Origin of the sequence: Rhodococcus sp. NBC_00297, assembly GCF_036173065.1 — a bacterium.
Classification (GTDB): Bacteria; Actinomycetota; Actinomycetes; order Mycobacteriales; family Mycobacteriaceae; genus Rhodococcoides.
The window spans coordinates 1,324,501-1,337,403 of record NZ_CP108041.1 but is presented as its reverse complement, the minus strand read 5'-3'; the positions used below and the strand labels follow the sequence as shown (position 1 = coordinate 1,337,403).

Here is a 12,903-nt window from a genome sequence, read left to right as displayed (position 1 = left end):
CCTACGCAGTGACCAACCGGTTGGTCACTTCGATCGTTCTCAGTTACGCTTCCAACTAACCAGTTGGTTGCCACCGACCGGTCCACGTCGAAGGGACATCCAGTGAGAACCGTGGCCGCCTACAGCGCATCCGCACCCGGAGCCCCGTTGATCCGGGACTCGGTGGAGCGACGGGACCTGCGGGCCGACGACGTCGCCGTGCTCGTGAGCCACTGCGGTGTGTGCCATTCCGATCTGCACGCGCTCCGGGACGACGCGGGGTCCTTCCCGCTCACCCCGGGCCACGAGTTCGTCGGAACGGTGCTCGACGTGGGCAGCGGCGTCACGGACTTCGCCCCTGGGGACCCCGTGGCCGTCGGCAACATCGTCGACTCGTGCGACGTGTGCGACATGTGCGCTGCGGGGCAGGAGAACTACTGCCGTGAGTTCCCCACCCTCACCTACGGCGGGCGGGACCGCGTCGACGGATCGACGACGGCAGGAGCCTTCTCGGCGGAGTACGTCGTGCGGGATCGGTTCGTCTACCACCGGCCGAAAGGCCTCGATGCGGCCGCGGTCGCTCCCCTGATGTGCGCGGGCATCACGGTGTGGGAGCCGTTGCGCCGCTGGAACATCGGTCCCGGCTCTCGAGTCGGTGTTGCCGGAATCGGTGGCCTCGGTCATCTCGCCGTGCGATTCGCGGCGGCGCTGGGCGCCGAGGTCACCGTGTTCACCACCTCGTCGGCCAAGGCGGAGGAGGCGCGGGAACTGGGTGCTCACCACACCGTACTGTCGACCGACGACGCCGCGATGGCGGCGGTGCAGGGCGGACTGGATCTCGTCGTCGACTGCATCCCGGTCGCTCACGATCCGCAGCCGTACCTCGCGAGCCTGGCGCTCGACGGAACCCTCTGTCTGGTGGGCCACCTCGGCTCGGTCTCGATCGAGACGGTGGATCTCCTGGTCGGTCGCAAATCGGTGAGCTCGTCCGGCAGCGGTGGTCGCCGGCACACGCAGGAGATGCTCGACTTCTGCGGCGACCACGGCATCACCGCGCAGGTGGAGGTGCTGCCGTCGGCCCTCGTCGGCATCGCTCTCGCTCGCCTCGAGGCCGGAGACGTGCGCTACCGGTTCGTGCTCGACATGGGTGATCTGGTCGGCGACGGCACACCCGCCTGAGGGTTGCGGAATCGGGGCGCGGGGCATTCAGGGCGTGACCCGACCACCGATCAGAGAGCAGGACCCCGCGATGACGATGCCCAGTGATGCTGCGGACGCCGTGCCCGCCGCCGGAAGCAACGACGGACCGCGCGAGCACGAGCAGGACACCGAGCACACCGCGTACGTCGACGAGGAGAACGTGCCGCACCCCGGGGATGCGAACACCGACTCCTGATCGGCGACCGTGGGTATCGACACCAGCGGGAAGACGCTGACACTCACCATCGGACACGACGAGTTGATCGTCCGTCAGCGGTGGGAAGTGGTCAGCATCGTCAACGACATCGCGATCGCGGTGTGGTTCATCGCGGGCAGTGTGCTGTCCTTCAGTGAGTCGACCACCGAGCTCGGAACAGTCCTCTTCCTTGTCGGGAGCATCGAGTTGCTCGTCCGGCCTGTCATCCGCCTCGTTCGACGGGTGCACATTCGGCGAGTACGTGGTGGCTCCGACGGAGTGGACAGCCTCGACTTCTGAGTGTCGTCGGGAGACCGCAAAGGGTGCCCTCGTAGGGACTCCCTCGCGTGCGATCACGTCTCTAGCGTTGGTGGGGCCAGACCACCCCTCCGACGTGACGAGGTACCAACCGTGAAGAGACCGTTCGTGATTGCCGCGCAGGCGGTCGCTGTGCCCGCACTGGGCGCGGCGTGGACGGCGTCGGAGGAGGCGAGCCCGCTGGTCGGGGAGTGGCGCATGACCGGGCTCGGCGTTCGATCCTGCAGGGGTACGAGTCGTTCCACGGTGATCTCGTGACCGAGTCCGACGGAACCTCGGGGACCTTCACGATCTCGGTGGAGTCGGCTCTGGCGCGCGATCTCATCGGGCAGACCCTTCATCGTGCTCACGAGGTGGACGGTGACACTCTCGTTCCGACACCGAGCGATCCTGCCGACGGCTTCCGGGCCACCTACGAGCGTGGATGACGCGCCGCGGAGCGATTGCCCTCGCGTCCGCAGTCTCTCTGCTCGCCGGCTGCTCGGCTGAGAGCGACACCGTCGGTGCGGCTGCCTCGTCACCGACGACCACGCGGCCGACCGCCGCAGAACGGAACGGAGAGACGATGCGCATCGCGATCGACGTCGAGGGCACCACGGTGATCGGAACGCTGAACGACAGTGTGGCGGCCCGCGATCTCGCGGCACTTCTGCCCGTGACGGTGGAGATGTCGGATCACGGCGGCGTGGAGAAGACGGGTCCGCTGCCGGCGGTGCTGAGCACGGACGGGTCTCCCTCAGGGGCGGATCCCGATCCCGGCGACATCGGGTACTACGCGCCGTCGAACGACGTCGTTCTGTACTACGGCGATCAGAGCTTCTTCCCCGGCATCGTCGTACTCGGGACCATGGACCCGTCGGGAGTCGGCGTGGTCGGTGCGCTCGGTGGCACGGTGACGGTGACCATCACGTCGGCCGACTGATCGCGCCTGGCCTCACCACGGGCCCATGTCTTCGGAGCCGAGCGTGAGTGCGGACGGTCCCGGGGCGCATACTTACCGGATGCCCCCCAACGCGAAGCGCACGATTCTGAGCAACGGCGCCGACCGCGTCACCGTCTTCCACGACGGGAGGGTGAAGGTCACCTCGAGTTCGCACGTCTGGGACATCGTCGATCGCGGACGCCACAGTGCCCTCGGCCAGTACGTCACCCTCGCGCCCGCACCGGCCCGCCACGCGGACGTACGAGCGGACGACCGCGAGGCCGCGCCGGGCACCCCCGACTTCGTCGCCGAACTGAACCCGGAGTTGGGGTCGGCCGTCGCCGGAACCGCAGCGGCCACGAACGGCACCTTCGTCCAGTTCGTGCACGACGGGACCATCATCGTCGGCAACGACGGCCGCGACCTCGCCGAGACGTTCAACACCGGTCGCGAGGCCACCGAGGAGGCCGCTGCGGAACGCGGTGGCGCGGTGACCGTGACGTTCAAGGGGTCGTATCGGCCGCGTGACATCCGTGAGCACGACTGGCTCATCGAGATCCCCGTGAACGAGAAGCCGTTCAGCAATCGCCTCTACCGGGGGGACTACGAGAACTCGGAGAACAAGGTGGGTCCGCACCGCAGGTAGTTCACAGTCCACCGGCCACCCGGAGCACCGCACCCGTCACGTAACTCGCGTCCTCGGACATGAGCCAGACGACGGCTCCCGCGATGTCGTCGACGGTGCCCGCTCGACCGAGCGGCACCGTCGGGGCGACCTGCGCGGGCCGGTCCGGCTCCTGGTGGAAGTCGGTCCAGATCGTGCCGGGCGACACGGCGTTCACGCGGATCGCGGGGGCAAGTTCTTTCGACAGTCCGAGTGTCAGTGCGTCGACTCCGGCTTTCGCTGCCGCGTAGTGGACGTACCTCGACGGACTTCCGAGCGTCGCGGCCGCGGACGAGATCGAGACGATCGATCCACCGCCCTGTCTCATGAGTGCTGCCTGCGCGAACTTGCAGCAGACGATCACTCCGAAGAGGTCGACGTCGAGGTCCCGGTGGATCGCCGCGAGGTCGTTGTCCTCGAGCCGCCCCACTGCGGTGGCCGCGCCGGCGTTGTTCACCACCCCGGTCACCGGCCCGAACGCCTCCGCTGCCGCGAAGAACGCGGCGACGGAATCCTCGTCGACGATGTCGACCGCGCAGCACAACGCACGGCGACCGAGGGCTCGGATGTCCGCGCCGACGGCGTCGGCCGAGTCCGCGTCGGAGTGGTAGCCGATCACCACGTCCCACCCGGCGCGGGCCAGGGCCAGGCTGATGGCCCGTCCGATCCCGCGTCCACCGCCGGTCACGATGGCGACCCTCGTGTCAGTCATGGGCACAGTCAACCCCGTCGGTTCCGGTCGTGCCGAAGGAATCGGAGCGCGGAACCCTCGACATGCCGCTGTCACCGCATCGGATAGTGCTGGCGCCAGCGTTCGAGGAATCTCGTCAACTCGGCCACACCCGACGACGCCGGCGAGGTCGTACGCCAGGCCACGTGCCCGTCCGGGCGGACCAGCACGGCTCCCTTCTCGCCGACCTCCAGCAGGTCGATCAGTCGACGTCGGTCTGCGGGATCCGGTGCGTCGACGGGGGCCACCACGACGCCCGGGCCCACGATGCGGTGAGTGCCGAGCTCGTTCTCCCACCCGTCGTCGTCGAGGGCGAGGAGGGTCAACGAGGTCCGGTGGAGTACGTCGTGGATACCCGTGGTGAGCCCGCGCGTCGAGATCATCGCGTGGGGAAGCCGGGCGCCGGGGTAGGTGGTGGGGAGATAGTCGACCACGTCCTCGGGCGGCCGCACTGCAGAGTCGTCGTCGGCGACGAGGTCGCTCGTGTGCAGATAGCCGAACTGCAGACCGGTGGAGACGAAGTGTTCGATTTGACCGGGCAACGCCTCCGCGATCTGCCCGCGCAGTGCCGTCGAACCCGGAGCCCGAGGATGCAGTCGCCGCGCTCGACGCATCTGCCGACGCATCATCGCCGTGGCCATCGGCGCGACGAGCCGGTCGGGGAGCGACACGAGCGGTGCACGTGCCGCGACACGGGTCGCGACCGCGAGCATCCTGTTGGTGATGCCGATGCGTCCACCGATGTCGTCGAGCCGGAAATGGTTGGCCACACTCTGTTCCGCGAACTTCTCCACCACCGGTCGGCGCTCCGTCTCGTAGGTGTCGAGCAGAGTGGGAGAGGCAGTGCCGGACAGCGCCGCGTCGAGCTTCCACGCGAGATTGTGCGCGTCCTGCACCCCGGAGTTCAGGCCGAAGCCGCCGGTGTGCGGGAACCGATGCGCAGCGTCACCGAGGAGCAGGAGCCGCTCGCGGCGGAACGAGTCCGCGGTCTGCGAGGTCATCACCCAGGTGCCGGTCGACTCCAGCTCGAAGTCTTTGTCACCGAGCACCTTCGGCAACATGTCGGCCCAGAACTGGCGGCTGTTCGCGGCGATCTCCTGGGCCGGGTGCAGGTAGGCCGTCATGAGGATGTACCGGTGATCGGCGTGCGAGATCAGTACGCCGCACAGATCCGGCGTGTAGATCCAGCTCAGAAGTGGACGAGCGTCGTCCGGGAACAGCGTGTGCGAGGTGAAGAACGCGCTGCCCATGTTCGCCAGGACCGGCCCGTCGAGGTCGATTCCACTGGCATCGCGAACAGGGCTGTTGGCCCCGTCGCACCCCAAGACGTACCGAGCGGTCAGCTCTCCGTCGTCATCTCCACTGCGCGTTCGCACTCGGGCGACCTCGGGTGTGGACTCGACATCCAGAACCGTGACGCCGCGGCGGAAGTCGATGAGCGGGTCCTCGTCCAGCGCGTTCCACAGCACGGGCATGAGCAGGTGCTGTCCGATGTGCGAGACCATGTACGGGCTCTGGCTCTCGACGACTGCTTTCCGCTCGGGATCGGACAGCAGGTCGATGGACCCGATGGGGCCGTCGCCGATGCCGCCGAACCAACTGATGAGGTTCACCTCGTCGTGCGGAGGCGACATCGACGCGATGACCGACGCGAGATCGGGGCTGTACTCGTGCCAGATCTCGAGCGTGCGGGCATTGATCACGTGTGCGGCCGGATGGAAGAGCGGCGTGGCTCGACGCTCCAGGACAACGGTGCGGATACCCCTGCGAGCCAACAGCAGTGCGGCTGTGGCGCCTGCCGGTCCCGCGCCGACGATCACCACCGGAGTCGTCATCGGACGACGGTCCGCTGAGTGCCGAGATCGATGGTGCCGTCGGCCGTGCGGATGGTGGCGGTCACGACGTCGTCGACGGAGAGGTAATGGGGATTGCGCGCCTGTCGAGCGAAGAAGATCTTCCACTTGACCGCCGGCGGAAGGAGTTCGCCGATCTTCTGCACGATCTTCGGTGGGGCGGAGATGGCGGTTCCGACCGGCGTGCCCGTCAGGAGAACGTCTCCTGCGGAGAGGGACTGGAAACGAGACAGGCGGGTGAGTGCCTCGGCGGGTGGCGTGATCAGGTCATCGCCGATGGTCTGATCCTGACGGACGTCGCCGTTGACGGACAGGGTCATGTGCAACTCGGGGAGCCGCGCCCAGTCTGCTGCGTCGAACAGGACGAGTCGCGGGCCGAGTGGCGTGAAGGTGGGATACGACTTGCTCTCGTAGACCTGGACGCGGGTCAGCTGGATCTCGCGCGCCGACACGTCGTCGGCCACGACCACCCCCGCGGCGTAGTGCGGCAGGGTGTCCTGCGTGACCGTGGTCCCGACAGGGACGTCCGCCCCGATGACGATGCCCAGCTCGATCTCGTGATCCAGCAGGGCGACCTCGGCGGGTTGGCGGATCGGGTCGTTGGGGCCGCTGATGGAGGCCGACGATTTCCGGAAGAACGTGGGGTACAGCGTTGCCGGGTCGGCTCCGATGTCCAGCGCGTGCGACCGGTAGTTGAGCAACTGAGCCACGACGCGGCACGGTGCGGTGATCGGCGAGAGGACGTCGAGATCCGCCACGACGGCGTCCTCGCCGTGTGCGCTCTCGACGGCCGCACGATCGGCGAGCAGATCACGGGTGGTGTCGGCCGTGGTGTCGATCCGGGCCGCGGTCTCACCGTGCAGGCGCCACCATCCCTCGGCAGTGCGAACAATGTTCACGGGCATGGTGATTCGCTTTCTCGAGAAGGGATCACAAGGTACGGAACGAGATGGTCTTCTTGTTCGCCACGACCGGTCGGCCCGGCCTGGTCCCGGCCTCCCGCCGCCGCAGCTCCTTCGGCGAATCGCCGTTGCGCAGTCGGCTCAGCAGGTAGTCCGGGTCGATGTTCACGCCGATCGGATTGCGGGCGAACTCGTCGCTGTAGAAGAACGCCGCGGTGTGATCCGGGTCGAAGTTCTCCACCTGGAACTCGAGTCGGATGCCGTCGGGATCCTCGTAGTAGAGGGAGATGGTCGGGCCGTGGTTGATGGACCAGACCGGGCGGATGCCCTGGCGCTTCAACCGCACGTAGTTCTCGAGCAGCCGTTCGAGGGACGTGAAGGTCAGCGCGATGTGGTCGATGCCGTAGACCTTGCGCTTGAGCCTCGCGAGCGGGAAGAGAAGCCGCAGAACCGGGGGCACGGCGATGATCGCCAGGCGGTGCGACTCGTCGTCCCAGGTCAGGAACGTGATCTCGTCGTCCTGATACGCGACCTGCGCCCCGAAGACCGTGCCGTACCACCGCACCATCTCGTCGGTGCGAGTCGATTTCACCACCCAGTGGGCGATGCGATCCGGTCCGTGCCTGCCGAGACCGGCCGAGCCGGTGTGGTCACCCGTCGCGTTCATCGTCGCCTCTCGTCGTGGGGAAGTGACCGCGACGCTACGAGCACTTTGACTGTCAGTCAAGAAATTGACTCGTGCTCGAGGTGCAGGGCGGGGTGCACTACCCTCGGTGCCATGTCCGCGAAACCCCCCGACGGCGCGCGTCGTCCGCGACGGGATCGTCGACAGGCACTCATCGATGCGGCCATCGCCCTCATGAGCGAGGGCGGCGACGCGGACATCAGCGCGGCCGCCATCTCCCGGCGGGCCGACGTGGCACACGGGTTGCTGTTCTACTACTTCACCGACAAGCAGGGCCTGGTGGCTGCGGCGCTCGCAGACGTGTTGTCGCGCTTGGTGCATCACCAGAGTCCGAGGGCGGACGAGCAGACTCCGGAGCAACGCCTCGACGGTTTCGTCCGACGGCACATCGAGTTCCTGGAGAACCATCGGACGCTGTACGTCCGCGTCGTCGTCGAGGGCGTGCTGGGCGATCCGGCCGTCGAACGGGCACTCCGCGAGGCACGTGCGGCAGGCGCGCGTCAGGTGGCGGACATCGTCGGACTGGAGCAGCCCCTGACTCCGGTGATGCAGACGGCGGTCGTCGCCTGGACGGGATTCCTCGACCGGGCGGCCGACGAGTACGTCGAGCGCGACGACCTGTCGCTCGACGACGTCGTGGACCTCGTGGTGAGAGCCTTCGGCGTGGTCACCGGGCACTGACGCGCGCATCCCTCGCGGCGGTGGGCACGTGCACAACGCATCGTGCGGCGCCGTGTCGCGACAGCCATCGTGCGCGACGCTCCCGAAGGCCACACTCGAGTGATCGATACCGTCGTCCGGCGAGGAGTGGCCCGTGATCATGATGCTGCGCTGGGTCCTCCGCATGCACTCGTTCGGACGGACGGCGCGAGTGGGTGATCCTCTCGAGACACGGTTCCGCGTACTCCCGGCGGATCTCGACATCCTGATGCACATGACCAACGGCCGGTACCTGTCCGTTCTGGACGCGGCCCGCATCGCGTACTACGCGAGAACCGGTCTGTGGCACCAGTTCCGCGTGCGGGGCTGGAGTCCCGTCGTCACGGCGCAGAGCATCACCTACCGGCGCTCGCTGACCTTCCCGCGTGCGTATCGCGTGCGGACCCGTCTGATCGGTACCGATGCCAAGAACCTGTACTTCGAGCAGGTCTTCCACATTCGCGACGTCGACCATGCCACCGCGGTGGTGTCCGTCCGACTGACCGATCGGGGCGGCGGGTCGGTGCCGCCGGCGCGGATCCTCGCTCTCGACGGCACGTTCGTGCTGCCCGACCGCATCCCGACAGCAGTCGCGGAATGGTCGGAGTTCGCCCGTCACCACCACGCAGGGAAAGAGGGTCAGTGATGACATCGTCCGGGACCACCACGAGTTCCGACCACCACACGCTGGCGGTCATCGGCTCGGGTTTCGCGGGAGTCGGAGCAGCGATCGGGCTGGCACCGTTGCACCAGGGAAGCGTCGTCATCTTCGAGCGGGCGGCGACGCTCGGCGGGGTGTGGCGCGACAACGACTATCCGGGTGCTGCGTGCGACGTCCAGAGCCTCCTCTATTCGTTCTCGTTCGCTCCCAGCCACCGGTGGCGTCACACCTACGCACGGCAGCCCGAGATCCGCGAGTACCTCGACCGGGTCGCGCGGGACCACGGGTTGCTCCCGCGACTCCGTACTCAGTGCCCGGTCACGTCCCTCACCTGGGACGCGAGCGCGGCGCGGTGGACTCTCGAGACGCCGCGCGGGACGTCGACCGCGGATCACGTCGTTCTCGCCACGGGGTCCCTCGCCGACCCCTCTCTCCCCGCCGTCGACGGCATCGAGTCCTTCGCGGGTCCGATGTTCCACTCGTCGCAGTGGGACCACGACACGGATCTGACGGGTATGCGCGTCGCCGTCGTCGGTACCGGTGCCTCCGCGATCCAGTTCGTCCCGAGAATCCAACCGCTGGTGGAGTCCCTGACCCTGTTCCAGCGCACGGCACCGTGGGTGATGCCGCGCGACGACAAGCCCATCTCCGCACGCACGCGGACCCTGCTGAAGTCGGTTCCCGGATACCAGCGTGCTGCGCGCGCGGCCATCTACCTCGAGCGGGAGGTGAAGCTCCTGGCCTTCCGCCATCCTGCATTGATGGCGATCGGGGAGCGCGAGGGTCGTGCGCACCTCGCGCATGCCGTGAGCGATCCTGTTCTGCGGCAGAAACTCACACCGGACTATCGGATGGGCTGCAAGCGGATCCTGCTGTCCGACGAGTACTACCCGGCCCTGGCGCAACCCAACGTGTCCGTCGAGACGGCGGGCGTGGCGACCGTGACTCCGACCGGAGTGATCGACACGAACGGCACCGCGCACGAGGTGGACGCCGTCATCTTCGGCACCGGGTTCGACACCAGTCGACTTCCGCTGACGGACAGTGTCTTCGACGGGTCGGGTCGATCGATGGCGGACACGTGGGGCGACAGTCCGCGGGCCTACCTGGGAACGACCGTCGCGGGATTCCCGAATCTCTATCTGATGCACGGACCGAACATCGCACTCGGCCACACGTCGGTGATCCTGATGTTCGAGTCTCAGATCGCATACATCGAGAAGGCGATGCGTCGTGCGATGACCGCACGCGGTTCCATCGAGCCGACCGCCCGGGCGCAGGCCGAGTACTCGACCGACATCGACGACCTCACCGACGGGACGGTGTGGACGAGCGGTGGGTGCTCGAGTTGGTACCTCGACCCCGCCGGCCGTAACAGCAATCTCTGGCCGGGCAGCATCCTCGGGTATCGACGCCGTGCCACGCGATTCGACGAGAAGCACCACGCGGTCCACGCGGACGCGGTGCCGCGATGAGCGAGCCCGTCGTCCTCCTGCACGGACTCGGCGGGTCGCCTGCGATCTGGGATCGCGTTCGACTGCTGCTCACCGGTACGGTGCTCGCGCCCGAGATCGCGGGTACCGCGTCGATCGAGCAGGACGCCCTCGACATCGCCCGGGCGGTCCGGGCCGCCGGCATCGGTCCCGCTGTCGTGGTGGGGCACTCGCGCGGCGGACTCGTCGCCACGTCCCTGGCGGAGCAGTTCCCGGGCCTCGTGACCCGTCTGGTGCTGGTCGCGACTCCGCCGACCACGGCGAGTCGGCTGACGGCCAGAGGTGTCTCCGAGATGGTTCTCGGTGTGCCGGTCCTCGGCGCCGCGGTGTGGACGATGCTGCCCGAGCGCAGGCTCCGGTCCGGTCTCGCGTCGGCGTTCGCTCCCGGTGGTCCGGTTCCCGAGTTCGCGGTGCGGGACCTCGTCGCGACGGGACTGCGCCGGTTCCGCGCGTCCTCGACGGCGATCGACCACTACGTGACCGAAGCGCCGCTGAGAGAACGACTGTCGAGACTGTCCGTCCCGGTCTCACTGGTGTACGGCCTGAACGACCGACGTGTGGATCCGGCCGCGATGGCCGACAGTGCAGGCGGCCCGCGCACCACCGCGTATCCGCTGCGGCGCGAGGGGCACGGTGCCCCGTGGAGTTCGGCCGGTGCCGTGGCCGCCGTGATCGCCGGCGACGCGCACCCGAGCGAGGCCGTCCGACCCACTTCCACGGTGGCTCCGCGACTACGCCCGGTCCGGTGGACTCCACCGAGCGCGCCGGCCCGAGCACGGCAGGTGACGAGCAGGGAGCCGGTGGCGTCGATCCGGCGTCTCGAACTACCGGGCCGCGGGCCGGAGGACGTCAGGCTGGACTCGCGGGGGCGAGTACTCACCGGCCTGGAGGACGGGCGCATCGTCCGGGTCACCATCGACGACACCGGTCACGGCGTCGAGACTCTCGCGCACACGGGAGGTCGACCGCTCGGCATCACCGTCGTCGACGACGCCACGTTGCTGGTGTGCGATGCCGAACGAGGTGTTCTCCGCGTGGATCTCGGCACCGGGGTGGTCGACGTCCTTCTCGACCGACTCGACGGCGAACCGATCACCTTCGCGTCGAACATCGTCCAGGGGCGGTCGGGCAACATCTACTTCACGGTGTCCACCCGGCGGTTCGGGTTCCACGACTTCCTCGCCGATCTCCTCGAGCACTCCGGCACGGGCCGGCTGGCGGTGGTGTCGCCCGACGGCGCCGCGCGCACGCTCGTCGACGGTGTCCAGTTCGCCAACGGGCTGGCGGTCTCGGACGACGAGGATTCCGTCACCGTGATCTCGACAGGCGACTTCGCCGTACTGCGGTACCCCCTCGTCGACGGTCACGCCGGACCGCCGCATGTCGTCGCCGACAACCTGCCGGCCTTCCCCGACAACGTCTCGGTCGACGGTGACCTTCTGTGGGTGGCCCTGGCGACGCCGCGCAGCACACTGCACGATCGGGTCGCGCAGCTCCCCGGCATCGTCCGGAGGTTCGCGTACCGCCTCCCCGAGAGTGTGCGACAGGGCGAGTCCACGACGTGGGTGATCGCTCTCGACTCCGGCGGCACGGTCGTGCACGACCTGCAGTCGGCATCTCCCGAGTACTCGATGGCGACCAGCGTGGTCCGACGCGGCACGCAGCTGATTCTCGGAAGCATCACCGAATCCGCGCTGGCGGTCGTCGACCTCCCGCCCACGTCACAGGGGAGAGTCGAATGGTGAGCAACCTCGACGGCCAGGTCCTCGTCGTCACGGGCGCGGCCGGAGGCATCGGTTCCGCAACGGCGCGGCGGTGCTCGGACCTCGGTGCGATCGTCGTCCTGCTCGACGTGGACGAGGGCGGTCTGACCCGCACCGCGCGGTCGCTGACGGGCCCGTGCGACACCCACGTGCTCGACGTCCGGGACGCCGATGCCTGCCGCCGAGTGATCGACACCGTCGTCGCCGAGCGGGGGCGGGTCGACATCGTGTGGGCCAATGCCGGTGTGTCGGAGTACGGTCCGCTCGACCTTCTGCCCGACGGAGCGTGGAAGCGCATGATCGACATCAACCTGGTCGGTGCCCACAACATCGTGCGGGCCGCGCTCCCGGCTGTCCTGGTCTCGCGCGGCCACATCGCCTTCACGTGTTCCTGGGCGTCCTTCGCTCATCAGCCCGGCCACTCGGGCTACGCCGCGGCGAAGGCCGGGCTGGAAGCGTTCGCGAACGCCCTGCGACTGGAACTCAGCGGCACCGGGGTGCGCGTCGGATCCCTGCACCCGGGATGGATCGACACGTCGATGGTCACGGGAAAGATGGCGCAGCCCGCGTTCGCGGCCCTGCTCGCCGCCCTTCCCGGCCCGTTCGGTGCGGTCAGCCCCGTCGACGACATCGTTCCGCACATCGTCCGCGCGCTGGAGCGGCGGTCGTCGCGCATGGTGTACCCGAGAGCCGGCCGCGTCCTCCTCGTCCTCCGTGCCGCGCTCCCGACGGCACCGTTCACTGCGCGGAGTCGAGCAGCAGCCCCGCGGATTCGTGCGCTCGCTGCTCGGGATGTGCGACGCTCGTGAACCGGACAGGCAGGGTGGTGGAAGAGGAG

16 protein-coding genes are annotated in these 12,903 nt (G+C 68.3%); 12 read left to right on the top strand and 4 right to left on the bottom strand.

Translation table 11 applies throughout. The features are described 5' to 3' along the window. The first annotated feature begins 102 nt into the window (after nucleotides 1-102). The 7 genes from OG947_RS06385 to OG947_RS06355 all read left to right on the top strand — a co-directional run bounded on the left by OG947_RS06385 (nucleotide 103) and on the right by OG947_RS06355 (nucleotide 3,261). Entirely contained in the window at nucleotides 103-1,158 is a 1,056-nt protein-coding gene (locus OG947_RS06385; protein ID WP_328813375.1) for an NAD(P)-dependent alcohol dehydrogenase, read from the top strand. A 70-nt stretch (nucleotides 1,159-1,228) separates the two neighbouring features. Beyond that, a complete protein-coding gene (locus OG947_RS06380; protein WP_197027715.1) occupies nucleotides 1,229-1,375 on the top strand; it encodes a hypothetical protein in 147 nt (48 codons plus the stop codon). A 9-nt stretch (nucleotides 1,376-1,384) separates the two neighbouring features. Next, nucleotides 1,385-1,675 carry a YrhK family protein gene (locus OG947_RS06375; RefSeq protein WP_328813374.1) on the top strand — a complete coding sequence of 97 codons (291 nt, stop codon included), beginning with the start codon at nucleotides 1,385-1,387 and terminating at the stop codon, nucleotides 1,673-1,675. Nucleotides 1,676-1,786: 111 nt separating this feature from the next. Next, complete coding sequence (locus OG947_RS06370; protein ID WP_328813373.1) at nucleotides 1,787-1,951, top strand: hypothetical protein; 165 nt, start codon at nucleotides 1,787-1,789, stop codon at nucleotides 1,949-1,951. After that, the gene (locus OG947_RS06365; RefSeq protein ID WP_235578792.1) at nucleotides 1,948-2,121 is read left to right on the top strand and encodes a hypothetical protein; all 174 of its coding nucleotides are present in this window, start codon (nucleotides 1,948-1,950) and stop codon (nucleotides 2,119-2,121) included. Before OG947_RS06370 ends, OG947_RS06365 begins: the two co-directional genes overlap by 4 nt. Before the next feature lie 137 nt (nucleotides 2,122-2,258). Beyond that, nucleotides 2,259-2,615, top strand: a complete 357-nt coding sequence (locus tag OG947_RS06360) for a cyclophilin-like fold protein (protein WP_328813372.1) — start codon at nucleotides 2,259-2,261, stop codon at nucleotides 2,613-2,615. A 79-nt stretch (nucleotides 2,616-2,694) separates the two neighbouring features. Further along, nucleotides 2,695-3,261 (top strand): hypothetical protein, encoded by a 567-nt coding sequence (locus tag OG947_RS06355; protein ID WP_027504369.1) that lies wholly within the window; start codon nucleotides 2,695-2,697, stop codon nucleotides 3,259-3,261. A gap of 1 nt (nucleotide 3,262) precedes the next feature. Here OG947_RS06355 and OG947_RS06350 read toward each other — a convergent pair whose 3' ends face one another. The 4 genes from OG947_RS06350 to OG947_RS06335 all read right to left on the bottom strand — a co-directional run bounded on the left by OG947_RS06350 (nucleotide 3,263) and on the right by OG947_RS06335 (nucleotide 7,431). Beyond that, the gene (locus tag OG947_RS06350) at nucleotides 3,263-3,991 is read right to left on the bottom strand and encodes an SDR family NAD(P)-dependent oxidoreductase (RefSeq protein WP_328813371.1); all 729 of its coding nucleotides are present in this window, start codon (nucleotides 3,989-3,991) and stop codon (nucleotides 3,263-3,265) included. 71 nt (nucleotides 3,992-4,062) lie between these two features. Further along, on the bottom strand, nucleotides 4,063-5,844 hold the full coding sequence (locus OG947_RS06345; protein ID WP_328813370.1) for an FAD-dependent monooxygenase: 1,782 nt from the start codon (nucleotides 5,842-5,844) through the stop codon (nucleotides 4,063-4,065). Continuing rightward, on the bottom strand, nucleotides 5,841-6,767 hold the full coding sequence (locus tag OG947_RS06340) for a fumarylacetoacetate hydrolase family protein (RefSeq protein ID WP_222639691.1): 927 nt from the start codon (nucleotides 6,765-6,767) through the stop codon (nucleotides 5,841-5,843). Before OG947_RS06340 ends, OG947_RS06345 begins: the two co-directional genes overlap by 4 nt. Nucleotides 6,768-6,792: 25 nt before the next feature. Beyond that, entirely contained in the window at nucleotides 6,793-7,431 is a 639-nt protein-coding gene (locus OG947_RS06335) for a VOC family protein (RefSeq protein ID WP_328813369.1), read from the bottom strand. A 111-nt stretch (nucleotides 7,432-7,542) separates the two neighbouring features. On the opposite strand from OG947_RS06335, the gene OG947_RS06330 reads away from it, so the two are divergent. From OG947_RS06330 to OG947_RS06310, 5 genes are all read left to right on the top strand, one after another. Next, entirely contained in the window at nucleotides 7,543-8,130 is a 588-nt protein-coding gene (locus tag OG947_RS06330; RefSeq protein WP_328813368.1) for a TetR/AcrR family transcriptional regulator, read from the top strand. 139 nt (nucleotides 8,131-8,269) lie between these two features. Beyond that, nucleotides 8,270-8,794 (top strand): thioesterase family protein, encoded by a 525-nt coding sequence (locus OG947_RS06325; RefSeq protein ID WP_235578830.1) that lies wholly within the window; start codon nucleotides 8,270-8,272, stop codon nucleotides 8,792-8,794. After that, nucleotides 8,794-10,284, top strand: coding sequence for a flavin-containing monooxygenase (locus OG947_RS06320; protein WP_328813367.1), 1,491 nt, complete (start codon nucleotides 8,794-8,796; stop codon nucleotides 10,282-10,284). The genes OG947_RS06325 and OG947_RS06320 overlap by 1 nt, the downstream gene beginning before the upstream one ends. After that, a complete protein-coding gene (locus tag OG947_RS06315; protein ID WP_328813366.1) occupies nucleotides 10,281-12,047 on the top strand; it encodes an alpha/beta fold hydrolase in 1,767 nt (588 codons plus the stop codon). Before OG947_RS06320 ends, OG947_RS06315 begins: the two co-directional genes overlap by 4 nt. Continuing rightward, nucleotides 12,041-12,874 (top strand): SDR family NAD(P)-dependent oxidoreductase, encoded by an 834-nt coding sequence (locus tag OG947_RS06310; protein ID WP_328810332.1) that lies wholly within the window; start codon nucleotides 12,041-12,043, stop codon nucleotides 12,872-12,874. Before OG947_RS06315 ends, OG947_RS06310 begins: the two co-directional genes overlap by 7 nt. The last annotated feature ends 29 nt before the right edge of the window (nucleotides 12,875-12,903 follow it).

Bases quoted from the DNA above. Each gene is read 5' to 3' on its own strand.
- OG947_RS06380 (WP_197027715.1), top strand. From the start codon at position 1,229: ATGACGATGCCCAGTGATGCTGCGGACGCCGTGCCCGCCGCCGGAAGC.
- OG947_RS06360 (WP_328813372.1), top strand. From the start codon at position 2,259: ATGCGCATCGCGATCGACGTCGAGGGCACCACGGTGATCGGAACGCTG.
- OG947_RS06355 (WP_027504369.1), top strand. From the start codon at position 2,695: ATGCCCCCCAACGCGAAGCGCACGATTCTGAGCAACGGCGCCGACCGC.
- OG947_RS06350 (WP_328813371.1), bottom strand. From the start codon at position 3,991: ATGACTGACACGAGGGTCGCCATCGTGACCGGCGGTGGACGCGGGATC.
- OG947_RS06345 (WP_328813370.1), bottom strand. From the start codon at position 5,844: ATGACGACTCCGGTGGTGATCGTCGGCGCGGGACCGGCAGGCGCCACA.
- OG947_RS06340 (WP_222639691.1), bottom strand. From the start codon at position 6,767: ATGCCCGTGAACATTGTTCGCACTGCCGAGGGATGGTGGCGCCTGCAC.
- OG947_RS06335 (WP_328813369.1), bottom strand. From the start codon at position 7,431: ATGAACGCGACGGGTGACCACACCGGCTCGGCCGGTCTCGGCAGGCAC.
- OG947_RS06330 (WP_328813368.1), top strand. From the start codon at position 7,543: ATGTCCGCGAAACCCCCCGACGGCGCGCGTCGTCCGCGACGGGATCGT.
- OG947_RS06325 (WP_235578830.1), top strand. From the start codon at position 8,270: ATGATGCTGCGCTGGGTCCTCCGCATGCACTCGTTCGGACGGACGGCG.
- OG947_RS06320 (WP_328813367.1), top strand. From the start codon at position 8,794: ATGACATCGTCCGGGACCACCACGAGTTCCGACCACCACACGCTGGCG.
- OG947_RS06315 (WP_328813366.1), top strand. From the start codon at position 10,281: ATGAGCGAGCCCGTCGTCCTCCTGCACGGACTCGGCGGGTCGCCTGCG.
- OG947_RS06310 (WP_328810332.1), top strand. From the start codon at position 12,041: ATGGTGAGCAACCTCGACGGCCAGGTCCTCGTCGTCACGGGCGCGGCC.